This is a genomic window from Blautia hansenii (genome assembly GCF_013304445.1).
In the GTDB taxonomy this organism is placed as follows: Bacteria; Bacillota; Clostridia; order Lachnospirales; family Lachnospiraceae; genus Blautia.
This window is the reverse complement of sequence record NZ_JAAITA010000002.1, coordinates 158,830-175,501: the sequence shown is the minus strand read 5'-3', so window position 1 is coordinate 175,501 and position 16,672 is coordinate 158,830. Positions and strand designations below refer to the sequence as shown.

The 16,672-nt window shown below is 44.8% G+C and carries 14 protein-coding genes; 12 read left to right on the top strand and 2 right to left on the bottom strand.

The features are described from left to right. Window positions 1–3 precede the first annotated feature (3 nt). The 3 genes from xylB (at window position 4) to G5A70_RS02860 (ending at window position 2,772) form a co-directional block, all read left to right on the top strand. Window positions 4–1,473 (top strand): xylulokinase, encoded by a 1,470-nt coding sequence (gene xylB, locus G5A70_RS02870; protein WP_173747828.1) that lies wholly within the window; start codon window positions 4–6, stop codon window positions 1,471–1,473. Between the two features lie 95 nt (window positions 1,474–1,568). Beyond that, on the top strand, window positions 1,569–2,291 hold the full coding sequence (locus G5A70_RS02865) for a phosphatase (protein WP_173747826.1): 723 nt from the start codon (window positions 1,569–1,571) through the stop codon (window positions 2,289–2,291). Between the two features lie 187 nt (window positions 2,292–2,478). Further along, window positions 2,479–2,772, top strand: a complete 294-nt coding sequence (locus G5A70_RS02860) for a YerC/YecD family TrpR-related protein (RefSeq protein WP_173747823.1) — start codon at window positions 2,479–2,481, stop codon at window positions 2,770–2,772. A 43-nt stretch (window positions 2,773–2,815) separates the two neighbouring features. Here G5A70_RS02860 and G5A70_RS02855 read toward each other — a convergent pair whose 3' ends face one another. Beyond that, window positions 2,816–3,430, bottom strand: coding sequence for a DUF1836 domain-containing protein (locus G5A70_RS02855; protein ID WP_173747821.1), 615 nt, complete (start codon window positions 3,428–3,430; stop codon window positions 2,816–2,818). 249 nt (window positions 3,431–3,679) lie between these two features. On the opposite strand from G5A70_RS02855, the gene G5A70_RS02850 reads away from it, so the two are divergent. Genes G5A70_RS02850 through G5A70_RS02840 form a run of 3 tightly spaced genes read left to right on the top strand, consistent with a single transcriptional unit; the run spans window position 3,680 to window position 8,407 of the window. Beyond that, complete coding sequence (locus G5A70_RS02850; protein ID WP_173747819.1) at window positions 3,680–6,181, top strand: TIM-barrel domain-containing protein; 2,502 nt, start codon at window positions 3,680–3,682, stop codon at window positions 6,179–6,181. A gap of 21 nt (window positions 6,182–6,202) precedes the next feature. Next, the gene (locus G5A70_RS02845) at window positions 6,203–7,585 is read left to right on the top strand and encodes an MFS transporter (protein ID WP_173747817.1); all 1,383 of its coding nucleotides are present in this window, start codon (window positions 6,203–6,205) and stop codon (window positions 7,583–7,585) included. A 12-nt stretch (window positions 7,586–7,597) separates the two neighbouring features. Continuing rightward, window positions 7,598–8,407: an alpha/beta hydrolase gene (locus G5A70_RS02840; RefSeq protein ID WP_226853472.1), complete on the top strand. Its 810-nt coding sequence runs from the start codon at window positions 7,598–7,600 to the stop codon at window positions 8,405–8,407. 52 nt (window positions 8,408–8,459) lie between these two features. Here the strand turns inward: G5A70_RS02840 and G5A70_RS02835 are convergent, their stop codons facing one another. Then, window positions 8,460–9,668 (bottom strand): coenzyme F420-0:L-glutamate ligase, encoded by a 1,209-nt coding sequence (locus G5A70_RS02835; RefSeq protein ID WP_173747814.1) that lies wholly within the window; start codon window positions 9,666–9,668, stop codon window positions 8,460–8,462. A 241-nt stretch (window positions 9,669–9,909) separates the two neighbouring features. On the opposite strand from G5A70_RS02835, the gene G5A70_RS02830 reads away from it, so the two are divergent. The 6 genes from G5A70_RS02830 to G5A70_RS02805 are packed head-to-tail and all read left to right on the top strand — an operon-like array spanning window position 9,910 to window position 16,595. Further along, complete coding sequence (locus G5A70_RS02830) at window positions 9,910–11,604, top strand: M14 family metallopeptidase (protein WP_173747812.1); 1,695 nt, start codon at window positions 9,910–9,912, stop codon at window positions 11,602–11,604. A 1-nt stretch (window position 11,605) separates the two neighbouring features. Then, on the top strand, window positions 11,606–12,550 hold the full coding sequence (gene nikB / locus G5A70_RS02825; RefSeq protein ID WP_173747810.1) for a nickel ABC transporter permease: 945 nt from the start codon (window positions 11,606–11,608) through the stop codon (window positions 12,548–12,550). Beyond that, the gene (nikC, locus tag G5A70_RS02820; protein ID WP_173747808.1) at window positions 12,547–13,413 is read left to right on the top strand and encodes a nickel transporter permease; all 867 of its coding nucleotides are present in this window, start codon (window positions 12,547–12,549) and stop codon (window positions 13,411–13,413) included. Before nikB ends, nikC begins: the two co-directional genes overlap by 4 nt. A gap of 30 nt (window positions 13,414–13,443) precedes the next feature. Beyond that, the gene (locus tag G5A70_RS02815) at window positions 13,444–15,024 is read left to right on the top strand and encodes an ABC transporter substrate-binding protein (RefSeq protein ID WP_173747806.1); all 1,581 of its coding nucleotides are present in this window, start codon (window positions 13,444–13,446) and stop codon (window positions 15,022–15,024) included. Between the two features lie 29 nt (window positions 15,025–15,053). Further along, a complete protein-coding gene (locus G5A70_RS02810) occupies window positions 15,054–15,836 on the top strand; it encodes an ABC transporter ATP-binding protein (RefSeq protein ID WP_173747804.1) in 783 nt (260 codons plus the stop codon). Further along, the gene (locus G5A70_RS02805; protein ID WP_173747802.1) at window positions 15,837–16,595 is read left to right on the top strand and encodes an ABC transporter ATP-binding protein; all 759 of its coding nucleotides are present in this window, start codon (window positions 15,837–15,839) and stop codon (window positions 16,593–16,595) included. Window positions 16,596–16,672: the final 77 nt, after the last annotated feature.

Sequence of the window (16,672 nt, the reverse complement as noted above, 5' to 3'; positions counted from 1 at the left end):
AGCATGTTATATATTGGTGTTGATTTAGGAACCTCTGCAGTCAAACTGCTTTTGATGGACGCAGAGGGCAAGATTCAGAAAATTGTTTCCAGAGAATATCCGCTGTCTTTCCCGCACCCCGGCTGGTCCGAACAGAATCCGGAGGACTGGTGGAAGCAGAGTCTTGAGGGAATCAAAGAACTGACAGCAGAGTGCGACAAGAGCCAGGTGGCAGGTATCAGTTTTGGCGGCCAGATGCATGGTCTGGTGATTCTGGATGAAAAGGACGAAGTCATTCGTCCTGCCATCCTCTGGAATGATGGAAGAACCGGAAAAGAAACCGACTATTTGAATCAGGTGATTGGGAAAGAAAAACTGTCCGAGTATACGGCAAACATTGCCTTTGCAGGCTTTACCGCACCGAAAATTCTCTGGGTAAAAGAGCATGAACCTGAAAACTTTCAGAAAATCAAAAAAATCATGCTGCCAAAGGATTATCTGGCGTATAAACTGTCTGGGGTACACTGCAGCGATATGTCCGATGCCTCCGGCATGCTGCTTCTGGATGTGAAGAACCGCTGCTGGTCTAAGGAAATGCTGGATATCTGCGGTATTTCAGAAGAACAGATGCCAGAGCTTTTTGAAAGCTATGAAACCGTAGGCACTCTGAAACCGGAACTGGCAGAGGAACTGGGAATTCCCGCTTCCTGTAAAATCGTGGCAGGGGCCGGAGACAATGCCGCTGCTGCTGTGGGAACAGGAACCGTAGGAGACGGAAGATGCAATATTTCTCTGGGAACCAGCGGAACGATCTTTATTTCCAGCAAGGAGTTTGGCGTAGACCCATACAATGCCCTTCATGCTTTTGCACACGCAGATGGGAACTATCATCTCATGGGCTGTATGTTAAGCGCGGCTTCCTGCAATAAATGGTGGATGGATGAAATTATCGGTACTGCGGACTATGCAGGAGAACAGGCAAAGATTACAAAGTTGGGAGAGAACAAGGTATTTTTCCTGCCGTATCTTATGGGCGAGCGTTCTCCTCACAACAATCCCAATGCCAGGGGAACCTTTATCGGACTTACTATGGACAGTACCAGAGCCGATATGACACAGGCCGTTTTAGAGGGCGTGGCTTTTGCTATCCGGGATTCCTTTGAAGTGGCAAAATCGCTGGGAATTCAGATTGAGAGAACTAAAATCTGCGGCGGCGGGGCAAAGAGTCCGTTGTGGAAAAAGATGATTGCAAACATTCTGAATGTAAAAGTGGATGTCATTGAGTCCGAGGAAGGCCCGGCTCTTGGGGGCGCTATGCTGGCGGCTGTGGCAAACGGAGAGTATACCTCCGTGGAGGAAGCGGCAGAGAAGATTGTAAAAGTCATTGACACCGTGGAACCGGAGCCGGAACTGGCTGCTAAATATGAAGAAAAATATCGGAAATTTGCAAAAATTTATCCGACTGTAAAAGAATTATTTGGAGAAATTATTTAATATACCTGAGACACAAGGGAAAGGACTGCGGAAGTACTGCTTCTGCGGTTCTTTTGTGTTATACTGAACTAAAAAACAGAAAGGAATGATACAAAGTGCGAGATATTTTAGATGTACACACCCATACACTTGCCAGCGGACATGCGTACAACACCATGCGGGAAATGGCAAAGGCAGCTTCTGAGAAGGGACTGGAAATTCTGGGGATTACCGAACACGCAGTGTCCATGCCGGGAACCTGCGGCGCCTTTTATTTTGAAAATCTGAAAATGGTGGAGAGAAGTATGTACGGTGTGGAACTGCTGTTGGGGGCAGAGGTAAACATTATGGATTATGAGGGCCGCGTGGACATGGAAGACAGCACCATGAAGAAAATGGACATGGTGATAGCCAGCCTTCACATTCCCTGTATCAAACCGGGAACCAGAGAAGAAAACACACAGACCTGCCTGGAAGTCATGAAAAATCCCTATGTCAATATCATAGGACATCCCGATGACGGCAGATATCCCATAGATTATCTGGCCCTGGTGCAGGCAGCGAAGGAGTATGGCGTCCTTTTAGAAGTCAATAACAATTCTCTGGACCCCAGATGTACCCGGCAGGGCGGTGAGGAAAACATCAGAACTATGCTGAAATACTGCCGGGAATATGAAGTGCCCGTGGTAGCAAACAGTGACGCCCATACAGATACTCTGGTAGGTTTTCATAAATATGCATTTGAAATTTTCCGGGATATGAAGTTTCCGGAAGAACTGATTGTAAACAGAAGCGGGGCAGAATTAAAGAAGTATGTTAACAAATACAGGAATTTATAAAATTTTTAGAAAAATTCCTAAAAATATGCCTTTGGATTCTTTACTTTAAAAATTTACTGTGCTAATATATATGTGAGTGATGAAAGGTATAACTGGTAAAGTGCTAATGCACAAAAGGAAGCATGGCACAGCCCTTGGCAGAGGCCTTTCAGGGGTGCATACTACAAATGTAAGGAGAACATGGATTATGAGTAAGAAAATTCATACAGAGGCAGTTGATTCTTTGTTTGACGCTGTTCTGAGTTTAAAGAACAAAGAAGAATGTTATTTATTTTTTGAAGATGTGTGTACAGTAAATGAAATTTTATCTTTATCCCAGCGTTTCGAAGTGGCAAAAATGTTGAAGGAAAAGAGAACTTATCTGGAAATTTCTGAGAAAACAGGTGCATCCACAGCTACCATCAGCCGTGTCAACAGAAGCCTGAACTATGGAAATGACGGATATGATATGGTATTTGAGCGAATTGAAGACGGAAAATAAAATATTCGTGGTACAGTACAAAAAACGGTAGCAGAAATTTCTGTTACCGTTTTTTTGACTTTTCATCAGAAGCAGGCGTCATCTGGTCAATGAGATTTTCGATGACCTGCTTTTTTACATAAACATCAAAACTTAACATGCAGATAAATGCAAATTTCTGTAAAAATTCCTGTTCTGTGGTATCTGCATCCGGAAAGGAAGTTCCGGCCTTCCGGAATTTTCTGGTAATATCTTTTACCAGAGGTTCAATCTGTTCCAGCTCCAGATTCATGATTTCTTCATAGACTTCTGTAAGCTTCAGACTTCCCTCGCCGGGGAAAAACTGTTCTGCCACAGGACCAAGAAGCACCTGAATATCACTGATGGACATAATATTTTTAAAATAATAAATAAATGTCAGCATCAGAATGTGTTCTTTGGAATATTTTTTCTTCACAGGCGGCGGCAGGAGATGGTTCTTGGCATAATTGTTAATCATGGTCTTGGTCAGAACCTTGTCCTCGGGATGACGTTTGGAGGAAGAGAGATGTTCTTCCATGAAAGTAGTCACCTGATCCATATATAAATGAATGCCGGGAATCTCTTCCAGCTTGATGTAATCAATGCGGGAGATACTGGCGAGAATACTGTTTAAAATGTCTTTTGTGTCTATTGTCATATGTTATCACCTCTGCTCCTCATTATATAGTTTTTAAAACTATTTGTAAAGAGGGAAATCCGGTGCTCAACAATTTCTATACCATGATTTCAAGTGGTTATTATTCTGTATTTGCGCTTTGTTAATCTTTTAAAATAGCAAAATAAGTAAAAAAATCAAGCGTTTAAAGCAATTTTAGTCTACTTTTTTCGAAAAGAAGTCATTATAATAAAAGCGCAAATTGTGTAAGAAGACATGAGGAGGAACATCATGAAACTATGTTTACAGGCAGGAGAGGTGAAACAGATTGGAGATTATTTTTCTGTTTCTACGAACAGTGTAGAAATCCGTATTCTGTTTTTGACAGATTCTATTTTAAGAATCCGCGCAGGCTTTGATGGGGAGTTTGCAGAGGAATCTTACAGTCTTGTAATGACAGCCTGGGAAGACCGGATGGATGTGTTCATGAAGAAATACCGGACACGGGTACAGCCGGCAAAAGCAGAATTAACAGATGGTGAAGAAAAAGCAATCCTGCAGGGAAAACTGCTGCGTGTAGAGGTGGAGAAAAATCCATTCCGTATCTGCGTATACGATAGGGATAACACGTTGCTGCATGCCGATATTGTAGACCTTGCTTATATGGAAGACAGCAATCACCGGAGAATTCATACCAGCGAAATTTCTGAGGATGACTGTTTTTACGGATTCGGAGAAAAGAGCGGAGTGTTCAACAAGGCTCAGAAGTTCATGGGAATGAGCCCCAAGGATGCAATGGGATATGACCCAAAGGAAACAGATTCTCTTTATAAACACATTCCGTTTTACATTAAACTGAATCGGAAACATCAGAAGGCCGTGGGTTATTTTTACCACAATACGTATGAATGTGATTTTGATATGGGAAAAGAAAAGAGCAATTACTGGAAGCGCCACAGCCGTTACCGTACAGACGGAGGGGATATTGATTTGTTTCTGATTGCAGGTCCGGCTGTCCGGGACGTGGTAGAGCGTTATACAGACCTGACCGGGAAATCTGCTATGCTTCCTGTCTATGCTCTGGGATATCTGGGATCTTCTATGTATTATCCCGAACTGGAAGCAGACTGCGATGACGCTATTTTGGAATTTATTGATACAACCAGAGAAGAGGGAATTCCTGCAGACGGATTTCAGTTATCTTCCGGATACTGTGCCATTGAAACACAGGAGGGGATCAAACGCTGCGTATTTACCTGGAATAAGAAACGGTTTAAAGAGCCAAAAGAGTTTTTCAGCCAGATGAAGGAGCGAGGAATCTGTGTTTCTCCCAATGTGAAGCCGGGAATTCTTCTGGTACATCCAATGCTGGAAGAGATGAAAGAAAAGGGCATGTTTGTCAAAGACAGTGAAACGGATGAGCCGGGAATCGGAACCTGGTGGGGCGGAAAGGGAATGTTTGTGGATTTCACTAAGGCTTCTACCAGAGAAGAGTGGAAAGAGCTTCTGAAAGAAAATGTTCTGGACTATGGTACCAATTCTGTATGGAATGATAACTGTGAGTACGACAGTATGGTAGACAAGGATTGCCGCTGTTCCTTTGAAGGAAAAGGCGGAACGATTGGACAGCTTAAAGCAGTGATGTCCAATATTATGTGTCATGTGACAGATGAGGCCATTCAGGAAACGTTTGGAAACCAGAGACCTTACATTGTCTGCCGTTCCGGACACAGTGGGATTCAGAAATATGCACAGACCTGGGCCGGAGACAATCTGACTTGCTGGGATTCGTTAAAATACAATATTGCCACCATTCTGGGCATGAGTCTGTCCGGTGTGGCAAACCAGGGATGTGATATCGGAGGATTTTACGGACCAGCGCCAGAGGCGGAACTGCTGGTAAGGTGGATTCAGAATGGAATTTTCCAGCCAAGATTTTCCATTCATTCTACAAATATTGACAATACGGTGACAGAACCGTGGATGTACAGTGGCTGCAAAGAGGAAATCCGCCAAGCCATTGAATTTCGGTATCAGATGATTCCGTATCTGTATTCTCTCATGGAACGTGCCCATGAAACTGGACTTCCTATTATGGAGCCCATGTGCAGTGCTTTCCAGCATGACAGCAAGTGTTACGATGAGGGTGTGGACTTTATGTTCGGAGACTCTCTGTTGGTAGCAAATGTGGTGGAAAAAGGTGCAAAGACCAGAAAAGTATATCTTCCGGAAGGTGAAATCTTCTATGATTTCTATAACAGAACCCAATATCAGGGCGGACAGACAGTAGAACTTCCGGTAGAACTGGGAAGCATTCCGCTGTTTATCAGAAGCGGAGCTATTATTCCTATGGCAGCGCATCAATTGAACAACCTTATGCAGCAGAAAGTAACTGCAATCCGGATGATATGTGAAGCAGGCCGGGACGGAGCCTTTACTCTGTATGAAGATGACGGCGCTACAATGGAATATACAAAAGGGGCATACCTGAAAACCCGGATTACTATGCAGGCCGGCGAGCAGACAGCGCTGTCGTTTGTTCATGAAGGTTCCTACGAAACTGCGGTGGAAGATATGTACATTGATATGATTCACCGGGAAAAAGCGCCTTACTGGGTGCAGGTGGACGGACAGGAAGTACCGCATTTCCTGCATAGGAGAAAATTTGAAGAGGCAGAGTTTGGATGGTACTACAGCCAGAGTCTGAAATCAGTTCAGATTAAATATAAAAATCCAAAGAAGGATTACAAAGTAGTCGTGTCTTTTGAACAATTCGATATGATTGGAATGTAAAAAAGAAAATGGAGGTTTGCTATGAGCACAACGAAAAAGAATGTAAAACCGTTTGGAATACGGGATAAAGTGGGCTATATGTTTGGTGATTTCGGAAATGACCTTACTTTCGTATTGTCCTCTATGATGTTGTTAAAGTTTTATACGGATATTATGGGTGTTTCTGCCGCTATCGTCGGAATGATGATGATGGGAGCCAGATTTGTGGATGCGGTGACGGATATCACCATGGGACAGATTGTAGACAGAAGCAGACCTACAGCAAAAGGAAAATTTGCGCCATGGCTTAAGCGCATGTGCGGTCCAGTGGCAGTGGCATCAGTGCTTTTGTATGCTACCTGGTTCCAGGACATGCCTATGGCTTTTAAGGTGTTCTGGATGTTCTTTTCTTATCTGCTGTGGGGAAGTGTCTGCTATACAGGAATTAACATTCCTTATGGTTCTATGGCTTCCGCAATTTCCGAAAAACCGGAAGACAGAACGTCTCTCTCTAATTGGAGAACCATTGGTGCAACACTTGGAAACATTGCCATTGGTGTAATTCTGCCATTGTTTGTATACTATACAGACAGTGAAGGAAAGCAGTGGCTTTCCGGAACAAGAATGAGCATTGCAGCCGTAATTTGTTCGGTTCTGGCCGTAATCTGTTATCTGCTGTGCTACAATCTGGTTACAGAACGTGTGAAAATTGAACAGAAAACAGAGAAATTTTCTGTGATGTTCCTGGTAAACAGCCTGATTCAAAATAAAGCATTAATCGGAATTGCCGTTACTTCTTTATTCCTGATTCTGGCACAGATTTCTCTTGGAAACATGGGAGCTTATCTGTATCCAAACTATTTTAGAAATATTGCAATTCTTTCCGTGATTTCTCTGATTGGACATATGATTACACTGGCTATGTCTCCATTCATTGAAACTTTTGCAAAAAAAATCGGAAAGAAAGAAATTGCCATTGTAGCTTCTGTTTTGGGAGCGGTTCCCATGCTGGTAGCCTTTGTTTTGCACACAAAAAATGTCATTGTGTGGATGGTGTGCTACTGTATTACCTGGGTAGGTGTATCTATGTTCATTCTGATTTGCTGGGCAATGATTACCGATGTTATCGATGATACAGAAGTGAAAACAGGAAGCCGTTCTGACGGAACTGTATATTCTATTTACTCTTTCTGCAGAAAACTGGGCCAGGCTTTGTCTTCCGGTTTGACAGGGGTACTGCTGTCTATGGTTGGATACTCTACGGCTACCGCTTTTGACACACCGGTTGTCAATGGAATCTATAACATTACCTGCCTGGTTCCAGGTATTGCTTTTGTACTGATGTTCTTATCTCTGGTATTTTTATATCCATTGAATAAGAAAAAGGTAGAGGAAAATGCAAAGAAACTTTTGGAAAAAAGATAAGGTGGAATGGCCATGTTTTTGAACTGTCAATATTATAGTACCGCATTGCAGCACAATACGCAGATTCAAGTGATTATCCCCACACCTGAGGGACAGGAACAGATTACCGGAGAAGAAACAAAGAAGCGGTATGATTATAAAAAAGGACTTCCGGTAGTCTATCTGCTGCATGGAGCCTATGGTGACTGCAGCAGCTGGGTACGCTTCAGCAATATTGAACGATATGCTCAGTCTCATCAGATAGTTGCGGTGATGGCTTCTGTGGAAAACAGTTTTTACCAGAATATGTATCATGGAAATCCTTATTTTACCTATATTACAGAGGAGCTTCCTGCATTTGTCACAGCTCTGTTTCCGGTTTCTGAAAAGCGGGAGGATACTTTTGTTGCCGGATTTTCCATGGGCGGCTATGGCGCTTGGTATGTGGGGCTGTCCTGCCCGGAGCGCTACAGTAAGATTGCCGGGATGTCTGCTGCCATGGATATTGCAGAACTGGGAAAACAGTGCCGGGATGGAAAGGTAGAGGGCCCCTTTGCCTGGGAAAATATTTTTGACAATCCGGAGCAGCTTGCGGGTACAGAGAAAGATATTTTTGAACTGTATCGGCGCTGCCAGGAAAACGGAGTGATTCCGGAGTTGTATCAGGCATGCGGAACAAAAGATTTTCTGTATGAAATGAACCTGGACGCAAAACGGCGTTTGGAAAAGATGGGGGCAAAGCTTACCTGGTCAGAAACCGAAGGGGCTATGCACAACTGGGATTACTGGGATAAAGAGATTCAGAAAATACTGGATTGGATGATGAACAAAACTTGTATTTAGTAGAAAAAAGCGCCTGCCGGATATGGTGAGGCGCTTTTTTCTGCCGTTGCATTTATTTCGCGTAATTGTCAAAATACCCCTGAATGTAAATAATCGGAGTTCCCTTATCTCCGGAGCCGGAGGTCAGGTCTGCAAGAGAACCCAAAAGGTCGGTCAGACGTCTCGGAGTGGTTCCCTGTGTCACCATGGTACCCTTTAAGCTGGCAGCTTTCTCATCTTTTTCTGTAATATAATTCTTAATGGCATCTTTTAATTCTACGCCGGATAATTGAGCAAAATCGTTGTCAGCCAGATATTTCAGTTTCACTTCGTTTGGTGTTCCTTCCAGTCCATTGGTGTAAGCCGGAGAAACTACCGGGTCAGCAAGTTCCCAGATTTTTCCAACCGGGTCTTTAAACGCGCCGTCACCGTAAACCATCACTTCCACGTTTTTGCCTGTTTTTTCCAGCATGGATTTGTGAATAGCAGAGACTACTTCTTCACATTTAATCGGGAAGAGTTTTACCGTATCTTCTGTGGCTTTGTTGGAACCCAGAAGACCGTAGGCGTCATTGTAGCCGCTGCCGTTTATGCTCTTTGTCATAATGTCGTCTAAAGAATAAACTTTCTCTGCACCGTTGGCTTTTAAGATTCGTTTTGTTCTCTGGCGTGTGTGGATATCGCAGGCCAGTACGCTTTTAGTATAAGAGAGGATAGCCTTTGGATTATTTGCAAAAATGATTTCCACTTCTGCACCGGCTTCCTGAATCAGCTGTTTGTAATATTCTACATAGTCCACGCCTGTGAAAACGTGTTTTTCGTATCCGAATAATGCTCTGTAAGTTTCCTCTGTGAGCACATCAGACCAGGGATTAATATTTTTCTCATCCAAAAGGTCCAGGTCTACCAGATGATTACCCACTTCGTCAGAAGGATAGCTGAGCATGAGTACGATTTTTTTGCAGCCCATGGCGATTCCTTTTAAACAGATAGAGAAGCGGTTGCGGCTTAAAATGGGGAAAATCACGCCTACGGTATCATCGCCGAATTTTTCTTTTACGTCTGCAGCAATGTCCTTTACACCAGCATAGTTTCCCTGTGCTCTGGCTACAACAGCCTCTGTTACAGCAATGACATCTTTGTCGCAAATTTCAAAGTTTTCGCTTTCGGAAGCTTTCAGCACGCAGTCTACTACGATTTCGGAAAGATTGTCACCTTTGCGGATAATCGGGGCTCTGACACCTCTTGAAATGGTTCCAACCATGCGTTCTTTCTTTTCCATATTTATATACCTCCATTGGTTTTTCACAAAATTATGGGCAGAAAAATCCTGCCTATTTCATAATACGTTGAAATTCGTCTGTATGCAAGGGAAACCTGTGTTTTTGCAAAAAAATCCCGATTTCTGCCGAAAAAAAGTTTTTGCCCTGGGGAGAATCCCCCCAGGGGGCTTGTTTGCAGAGGTGAAATTTGATAAAATGACTCCAAAAAACAGCCTATTTGGATATAAAGGACAGATTAAAATGGAAAAAAACAAAGTATTTTGCCTGGGAAATTTTCAGGCAGAACCGGGAGAGAAAAAAAGCGGTTATCTTTTCGTGGGAAACGGAGAATTTGAACTGCCTGTGACTATTTTGAACGGAGAAAAACAGGGGAAAACCGTGTTGATTACAGCCGGTGTTCATGCAGCGGAATATGTGGGAATTCAGTCAGCTATGGAGCTGGCAGAGCATTTACATCCGGAAAAGATTGCCGGTACGGTTGTCATTGTAAAGGTGGTAAACCGCCAGGCGTTTGAAATGCGCAGCGGCAGCGAAGGGTTTGAAGATGGGGTGAATTTAAACAGGGTATTTCCCGGAAAAGAAACGGGCAGCCAAATGGAACGGCTGGCCTATGCCATTGAAAAGGAACTGTTTCCGGGAGTGGATTTTTATATTGATTTGCACAGCGGTGACAGCTATGAGCAGCTGACACCTTATATATATTACGCAGGTGTAGCAGAGCCCCGGGTGGTAGAGGCAGCCAGAGAGATGGCGCAGCAGGCAGATGTGCCCTATATGGTGCGTTCCTGTGTGGCAGGCGGCGGCTGCTATAATTATGCGGCGCAGCTTGGGATTCCGTCGGTTTTGATTGAACGGGGACAGATGGGAGCATGGACAGAGGAAGAAGCGCATTCTACCAGACGGGATGTGAGAAATATCTTGTGTCATCTGGGCGTGTATCTGGGACAAAAGGATTACAGAAATTATTATCCCCTGGAGGTGACAGACGTCAGCTATCAGGCGGCAAACCAAAATGGTATCTGGTATCCTTATAAAAGTCCGGGGGATATGATACGGCAGGGAGAAGTCCTGGGCGTGGTCAAGGATTATGAGGGAACTGTGCTGGAAGTGTGCAGGGCGGAATATGACGGTGTGGTCTTGTATCAGACAGGCAGTCTGCAGGTAAAAGAGAGCGGCCCTATGATTGCCTATGGAAAGATTTCCAGAGAGGCGGATAACCGGAAGAAAAAAATTGCAGGATACTGGACAAAGCGCAGTACCAGTTTTCAGGAACAGAGACGTGCGGAACTGCACAGCAGTCTGGCGGACCGGTGGTTAAAGGAAATCGGGAAATACCTGCCCAAGAAAAAACTGAAAATTCTGGATGTGGGCTGCGGCTCAGGCTTCTTTACCATTTTACTGGCACAGCAGGGGCATGAAGTGCTTGGGGTGGATTTGACTCCGGATATGATAGAGAGGTCAAAAGAACTGGCAGAGGAAGAGGGAGCAGACTGTATCTTCCAGGTTATGGATGCGGAAAATCTCACCTTTGCGGATGAAACTTTTGATGTGGTTATTTCCAGAAATCTGACCTGGACGCTGCCGGATGCCAACAGAGCCTACCGGGAATGGCTGCGGGTGCTGAAAAAGGGAGGTTGTCTGCTGAATTTTGACGCCAACTACGGGGCAAGCGATTGTGCAGATACGTCTCATTTGCCCCAAAATCACGCACACAATAAGCTGGGAGAGGAGCTTTTGCAGGAATGTGAAGAAATTAAGAGACAGCTTCCTATCAGTTCTTATCAGCGGCCTGCCTGGGATGTGGGAGTCCTTGGAAATCTGGGAACTGTAGAACTGTTTTTAGATTTTAGTGTCAGCAAAAGAATTTATATGGAAAAGGATGAATTTTATAATCCGGACCCGCTTTTTGTCATTAGTGCCAGAAAAGGAGAATGAAATGAAAAAATATATCCTTAAGCGCCTGCTGCAGTTGATTCCCATTCTGCTGGTGATTACCTTTCTCTCTTTTGGCATGATGCGTCTGGCAGGAAGCGACGCAGTATTGCAGAAAATGGAAAATACGGGAATGATAGTTTCTCAGGAGGTCATGGACAAAGCGCGGGCGGAACTGGGGCTGGATAAGCCCTTTCTGACACAGTATTTTGTATGGCTGGGAAATCTGCTTCACGGAGACATGGGAACCAGTTATATATCCGGGAAAGCAGTTTTTCCTGCCTTTATCTCTAAACTTCCGGCAACTTTGCTGCTTACAGTGGTTTCCATTGCCCTTACCATTATCATTTCCATTCCTTTGGGGGTTCTGGCTGCTGTGAAACAGAACCGGTTTACAGACTATCTTATCCGGGCTGCCAGTTTTTTGGGAAACAGTATGCCTAATTTTTTTGTAGCGCTGCTCCTGATGTATTTTTTTGCTATTCGTGTAAAGATATTTCCGGTTATTGCTTCGGAAGTCAGTATGGAAAGCGTGGCGCTTCCCAGCCTCACCCTTGCCATTGCCATGTCTGCAAAGTATCTCCGGCAGGTACGGGCCACAGTTTTGGATGAGCTGAGTAAGGATTATGTGGTTGGTGCAAAGGCCAGGGGGGTCCGTTTTTCTGTGACACTCTACAAAAGTGTGCTAAAAGCCTGTCTGGTGACCATTATTACGCTGCTTACCCTCTCTATTGGAAGTTTGTTAGGCGGCACGGCCATTGTAGAATCTATCTTTTTGTGGGATGGAGTAGGAAAACTGGCAGTAGACGCCATTAATATGAGAGATTACCCCATGATTCAGGCCTATGTTATGTGGATGGCAATTATTTATGTCTGTGTGAATCTCATAACGGATCTTTCTTACCGTGTTCTGGACCCAAGAATTCGTTTAGGGGGTGAAAAGGCATGAGTCAAGAGAAAAAAATGCCGTCTTTGCGGAAGCAGAAAATCAGAAAGAATCATACAAAAACCAGGCTGGTTGTTTTTTTGATTCTTGCCGCAGGATTGCTGCTGACTGCTGTTTTTGCACAGCAGATTTGCCCTTATGACCCCAATGCCCAGGATACCAGCATTTCGCTTCAGCCTCCCAGCGCGGCACATCCGGCAGGAACAGACCGCTTCGGACGGGATATGTTTTCACGTATTTTGGTAGGTCTTCAGACCAGTGTGCTGGCTACCCTTTCTCTGGTGGTTATAATTACCCTGGTGGGAACCGTACTGGGGGTTTTGTGCGGGTATTATGAGGGGGTTCTGGACTCTGTGGTAATGCGGATTTCAGATGTATGTCTGGCGTTTCCGGGGCTGGTCTTTGCCTTAGCAATCGCAGCCCTGTTAAATGGGGGATTGCATAATGCGGTACTGGCCTTGGCGGTGATCAGCTGGCCTAAATATGCCAGAATTGCCAGAAGTCAGACTTTGGCACAGAAAAGTACAAATTATATTGCTGCTGCAAAACTGGCAGGAAGCAGTTCCCGGCAGATTATAGTAAAACATATTCTTCCCAACTGTGCAGGACCGATTTTGGTTACCGCTATGCTGGATATTGGAACTATGCTGATGGAGCTGGCAGGACTGTCTTTTCTGGGACTTGGAGCACAGCCGCCTACCGCGGAACTGGGAAATATGATGAGCGGCGGAAGAAGCATGCTGCAGACGTATCCGTGGGTCATTCTGGGGCCGGGAATTGCGATTTTTATCGTGGTCGTTATTTTTAATCTTTTAGGCGATACAGTGAGGGATTATTTAGATCCCCGCAACAGCCGCAGAAAATAAAAAAACGTCTTGTGAAAGGAAGGAAAACACATGGGAAAAATGAAAAAAATATCGGCACTATTGATGGCCGTCTGTCTGGGAGCAGGACTTCTGCCAGGCTGTGCCTCCGGGGGAGAGAAAAAAGCAGATGACGAAAAAGCAAAAGATACGGGAAAAAAGACTTTTGTATTCGGAGATACTACGTTTAACCCTGAAAACGAAGAACCTGATGTAAATCCTCATAATACCTATTCCGGCTGGGCCTGTATCCGGTATGGTATCGGTGAAACTCTTTTTAAGTATTCCGATACCATGGAAATCCAGCCCTGGCTGGCAAAGAGTTATGAAAATATAGATGAACTGACCTGGAAAATCACTCTGCAGGACAATGTGAAGTTTACCAGCGGCAGAGCCATGGACGGTGAAGCAGTAAAAGAATGTCTGGAAGATTTGGTAAAAGTACATGAGCGTGCAAAAGGGGACTTAATGATTGATACCATTACAGCAGAGGGGCAAACAGTTACCATAAAAACAACAGAACCCAAACCTACCTTATTAAATTACCTCAGCGACCCCTATGGCTGTATTGTAGACGTATCCGCAGGAGTGACAGAAGACGGTATTGTGGCAGGCACAGGCCCATACAAAGCAGAATCTCTGGTGTCAGGGGAAGAACTGAAACTGGTAAAAAATGAAGACTACTGGGACGGCGAGCCGGGATATGATGAAATTACCGTACGCACTATTTCAGACGGGGACACCCTGACCATGGCGCTGCAGTCCGGTGAGATTGACGCTGCTTACGGTATGCCGTATGCCAGCTATCCTCTGTTTGAAAACGAGGAGTATACGTTCTCAAGCTGTGCGACCAGCCGTGCTTTTTTTGTTCATATGAACTTTGAAAGTCCGGTGATTCAGGATTCGGCTGTGCGGAAAGCCATTGCCATGGGGATTGACAAAGAGGGATTTGTAGATACTTTGCTGGATGGAAATGGCTACCCTGCTGTGGGAGCGTATCCGGATAACTTTACGTTTGGAGGAGATGCAGTTACAGCAGAAACATATGATACAGAGGGGGCAAAAAAAGTCCTGGAAGAGGCTGGCTGGATAGACTCTGACGGAGACGGCATTCGTGAAAAGGACGGACAGGAGTTAGAAATCCGCTGGCTGACGTACCCAAGCCGTCAGGAGCTTCCTCTGCTCGCAGAATCTGCACAGGCTACTTTGAAAGAAATCGGTATGGATGTGAAGATTAACAGTACTGCAGACCATAACAGCATACGGACGAATGCTTCTGCCTGGGATGTGTATGCCAGCGCCATGGTAACGGCGCCTACCGGAGATCCGGAATATTTCTTTACCACACACTGTCTGGACAGTTCGGCGGTAAACAACGGACATTACCACAGTGATAAACTGGAGCAGTTAGAAAAGGAAATGGCAAAAACTTTTGATACAGAACGCAGAAGTGAGTTGGCAGTGGAAATGCAGCAGACGATTTTGGATGATAATGCCTTTGTATTCTGCTCGCATCTGAAGATGAGCATGATTAGCAAGGCCAGTGTTACCGGACTGACTGCGCACCCCTGTGATTTTTATGAAATTACGGTAGATTTGGCACCTGCATCATGAGACGATTTCTATTGGAAGGAGAAGGGCGTATGAAAGAAATATTGACCTATCAGTCTGTAGAAATCTGTTTCAACGGCACGGCTGTGATACGAGATACCAGTTTTACCCTTCATGAGGGAGAAATTCTGGGTATTGTAGGTGAATCCGGCAGTGGGAAGAGTACTCTTTTAAAAGCGGCAATGGGACTTCTGGGAAACGACGGAATGGTAACCAGGGGTGATATCTGGTTTCAGGAAAAGGATATTCCGGATTTGCCTGAAAAAGAACTGCGGCAGATTCGAGGTGAAAAAATCGGCATGATTTTTCAGGATGCAGGCGCCTCTCTGTGTCCTATCCGGACCATTGGAGAGCAGATTTATGAGAGTATTTCCGCACATAAAAAAATCACCAGGGCAGAGGCCAAAGGGAAGGCATTGGATTTATTTGAAAAGCTCTATTTTAAAGACGGCGAGAGGATTTGGAACAGCTATCCTTTTGAACTGTCGGGAGGAATGAACCAGAGAGTTGGTATTGTTCTTGCTATGCTTATGCAGCCGCCGGTACTTTTGGCAGATGAGCCAACCAGCGCCCTGGATGTGGCTGTTCAGCGGCAGGTGGTACAGGAAATACTGCGGCTGAGAGAACTTTTTGGCACAGCCGTGATACTGGTAACCCATGATATCGGGGTGGTGTCTGCGCTGGCAGATACCATACTGGTTTTAAAAGATGGACAGGTGGCAGAATATGGATCTGCCCGGCAGATTCTGCAGTATCCGGAAAAGGAATACACACAGAGACTGCTGGCAGCAGTACCAAAATTGCGGAGGGCATAGATGAAACCGGTTTTAGAAACAAAAGAATTGACTAAAATATTTGCCGCAGAGGGAAAGTCTGATTTTACAGCTGTTGACCATGTAAATTTTCAGCTGTATCCGGGAGAAATCCTGGGGATTGTAGGGGAGTCGGGAAGCGGCAAAAGCACGCTGGTAAGGGCTGTGTCCCGCCTGACAGATGTGACGGAGGGCAGTATCTTTCTGGACGGACAGGATATTACGAGAATAAAAGGAAAGGCTCTGCGCCAGTGTTATAAGAAACTCCAGATGGTATTTCAGACTCCCGTTACTTCTTTTGACCCAAGAAGAACCTTAGGGGACGGAATCGGAGAAAGTCTGCGAAACAGTGGAACTTCTAAAGCAGAGGCTAAAAAAGAGGTTTTACGCCTGCTTTCCCAGTGCGGACTTTCAGAGGAATTTTATGGACGATATCCCCACGAAGTCAGCGGCGGTCAATGTCAGAGAGCAGCCATTGCCAGAGCTCTGGCCGTACAGCCCAAGATCGTGATTTGTGATGAGGCAACCAGTTCGCTGGACGTGACTGTACAGCAGCAAATCCTGGAACTTTTGAAAAAATTAAAGGAAGAGAGGAATCTTTCTTACCTGTTTATATGCCATAATCTGGCTTTGGTGCAGATGTTTTGTGACCGTGTGCTGGTCATGAAGGACGGAAAAATCGTGGAAGAGGGCACTCCGGATGAAGTGATTATGCAGCCAAAAGAAGCGTATACGAAGCTGTTAGTGGAATCGGTGCTGTAAAGCAGAAAAATATTCAAATTCAGAAAGGGCTGTGCTATAATAAATTCATGCTTTTATATAGGGAGTATGCTTACTTG

What these genes read in the sequence shown, in the direction of transcription:
- xylB (WP_173747828.1), top strand. Translation starts at nt 4, where the DNA reads ATGTTATATATTGGTGTTGATTTAGGAACCTCTGCAGTCAAACTGCTT.
- G5A70_RS02860 (WP_173747823.1), top strand. Translation starts at nt 2,479, where the DNA reads ATGAGTAAGAAAATTCATACAGAGGCAGTTGATTCTTTGTTTGACGCT.
- G5A70_RS02855 (WP_173747821.1), bottom strand. Translation starts at nt 3,430, where the DNA reads ATGACAATAGACACAAAAGACATTTTAAACAGTATTCTCGCCAGTATC.
- G5A70_RS02850 (WP_173747819.1), top strand. Translation starts at nt 3,680, where the DNA reads ATGAAACTATGTTTACAGGCAGGAGAGGTGAAACAGATTGGAGATTAT.
- G5A70_RS02845 (WP_173747817.1), top strand. Translation starts at nt 6,203, where the DNA reads ATGAGCACAACGAAAAAGAATGTAAAACCGTTTGGAATACGGGATAAA.
- G5A70_RS02840 (WP_226853472.1), top strand. Translation starts at nt 7,598, where the DNA reads ATGTTTTTGAACTGTCAATATTATAGTACCGCATTGCAGCACAATACG.
- G5A70_RS02835 (WP_173747814.1), bottom strand. Translation starts at nt 9,668, where the DNA reads ATGGAAAAGAAAGAACGCATGGTTGGAACCATTTCAAGAGGTGTCAGA.
- G5A70_RS02830 (WP_173747812.1), top strand. Translation starts at nt 9,910, where the DNA reads ATGGAAAAAAACAAAGTATTTTGCCTGGGAAATTTTCAGGCAGAACCG.
- nikB (WP_173747810.1), top strand. Translation starts at nt 11,606, where the DNA reads ATGAAAAAATATATCCTTAAGCGCCTGCTGCAGTTGATTCCCATTCTG.
- nikC (WP_173747808.1), top strand. Translation starts at nt 12,547, where the DNA reads ATGAGTCAAGAGAAAAAAATGCCGTCTTTGCGGAAGCAGAAAATCAGA.
- G5A70_RS02815 (WP_173747806.1), top strand. Translation starts at nt 13,444, where the DNA reads ATGGGAAAAATGAAAAAAATATCGGCACTATTGATGGCCGTCTGTCTG.
- G5A70_RS02810 (WP_173747804.1), top strand. Translation starts at nt 15,054, where the DNA reads ATGAAAGAAATATTGACCTATCAGTCTGTAGAAATCTGTTTCAACGGC.
- G5A70_RS02805 (WP_173747802.1), top strand. Translation starts at nt 15,837, where the DNA reads ATGAAACCGGTTTTAGAAACAAAAGAATTGACTAAAATATTTGCCGCA.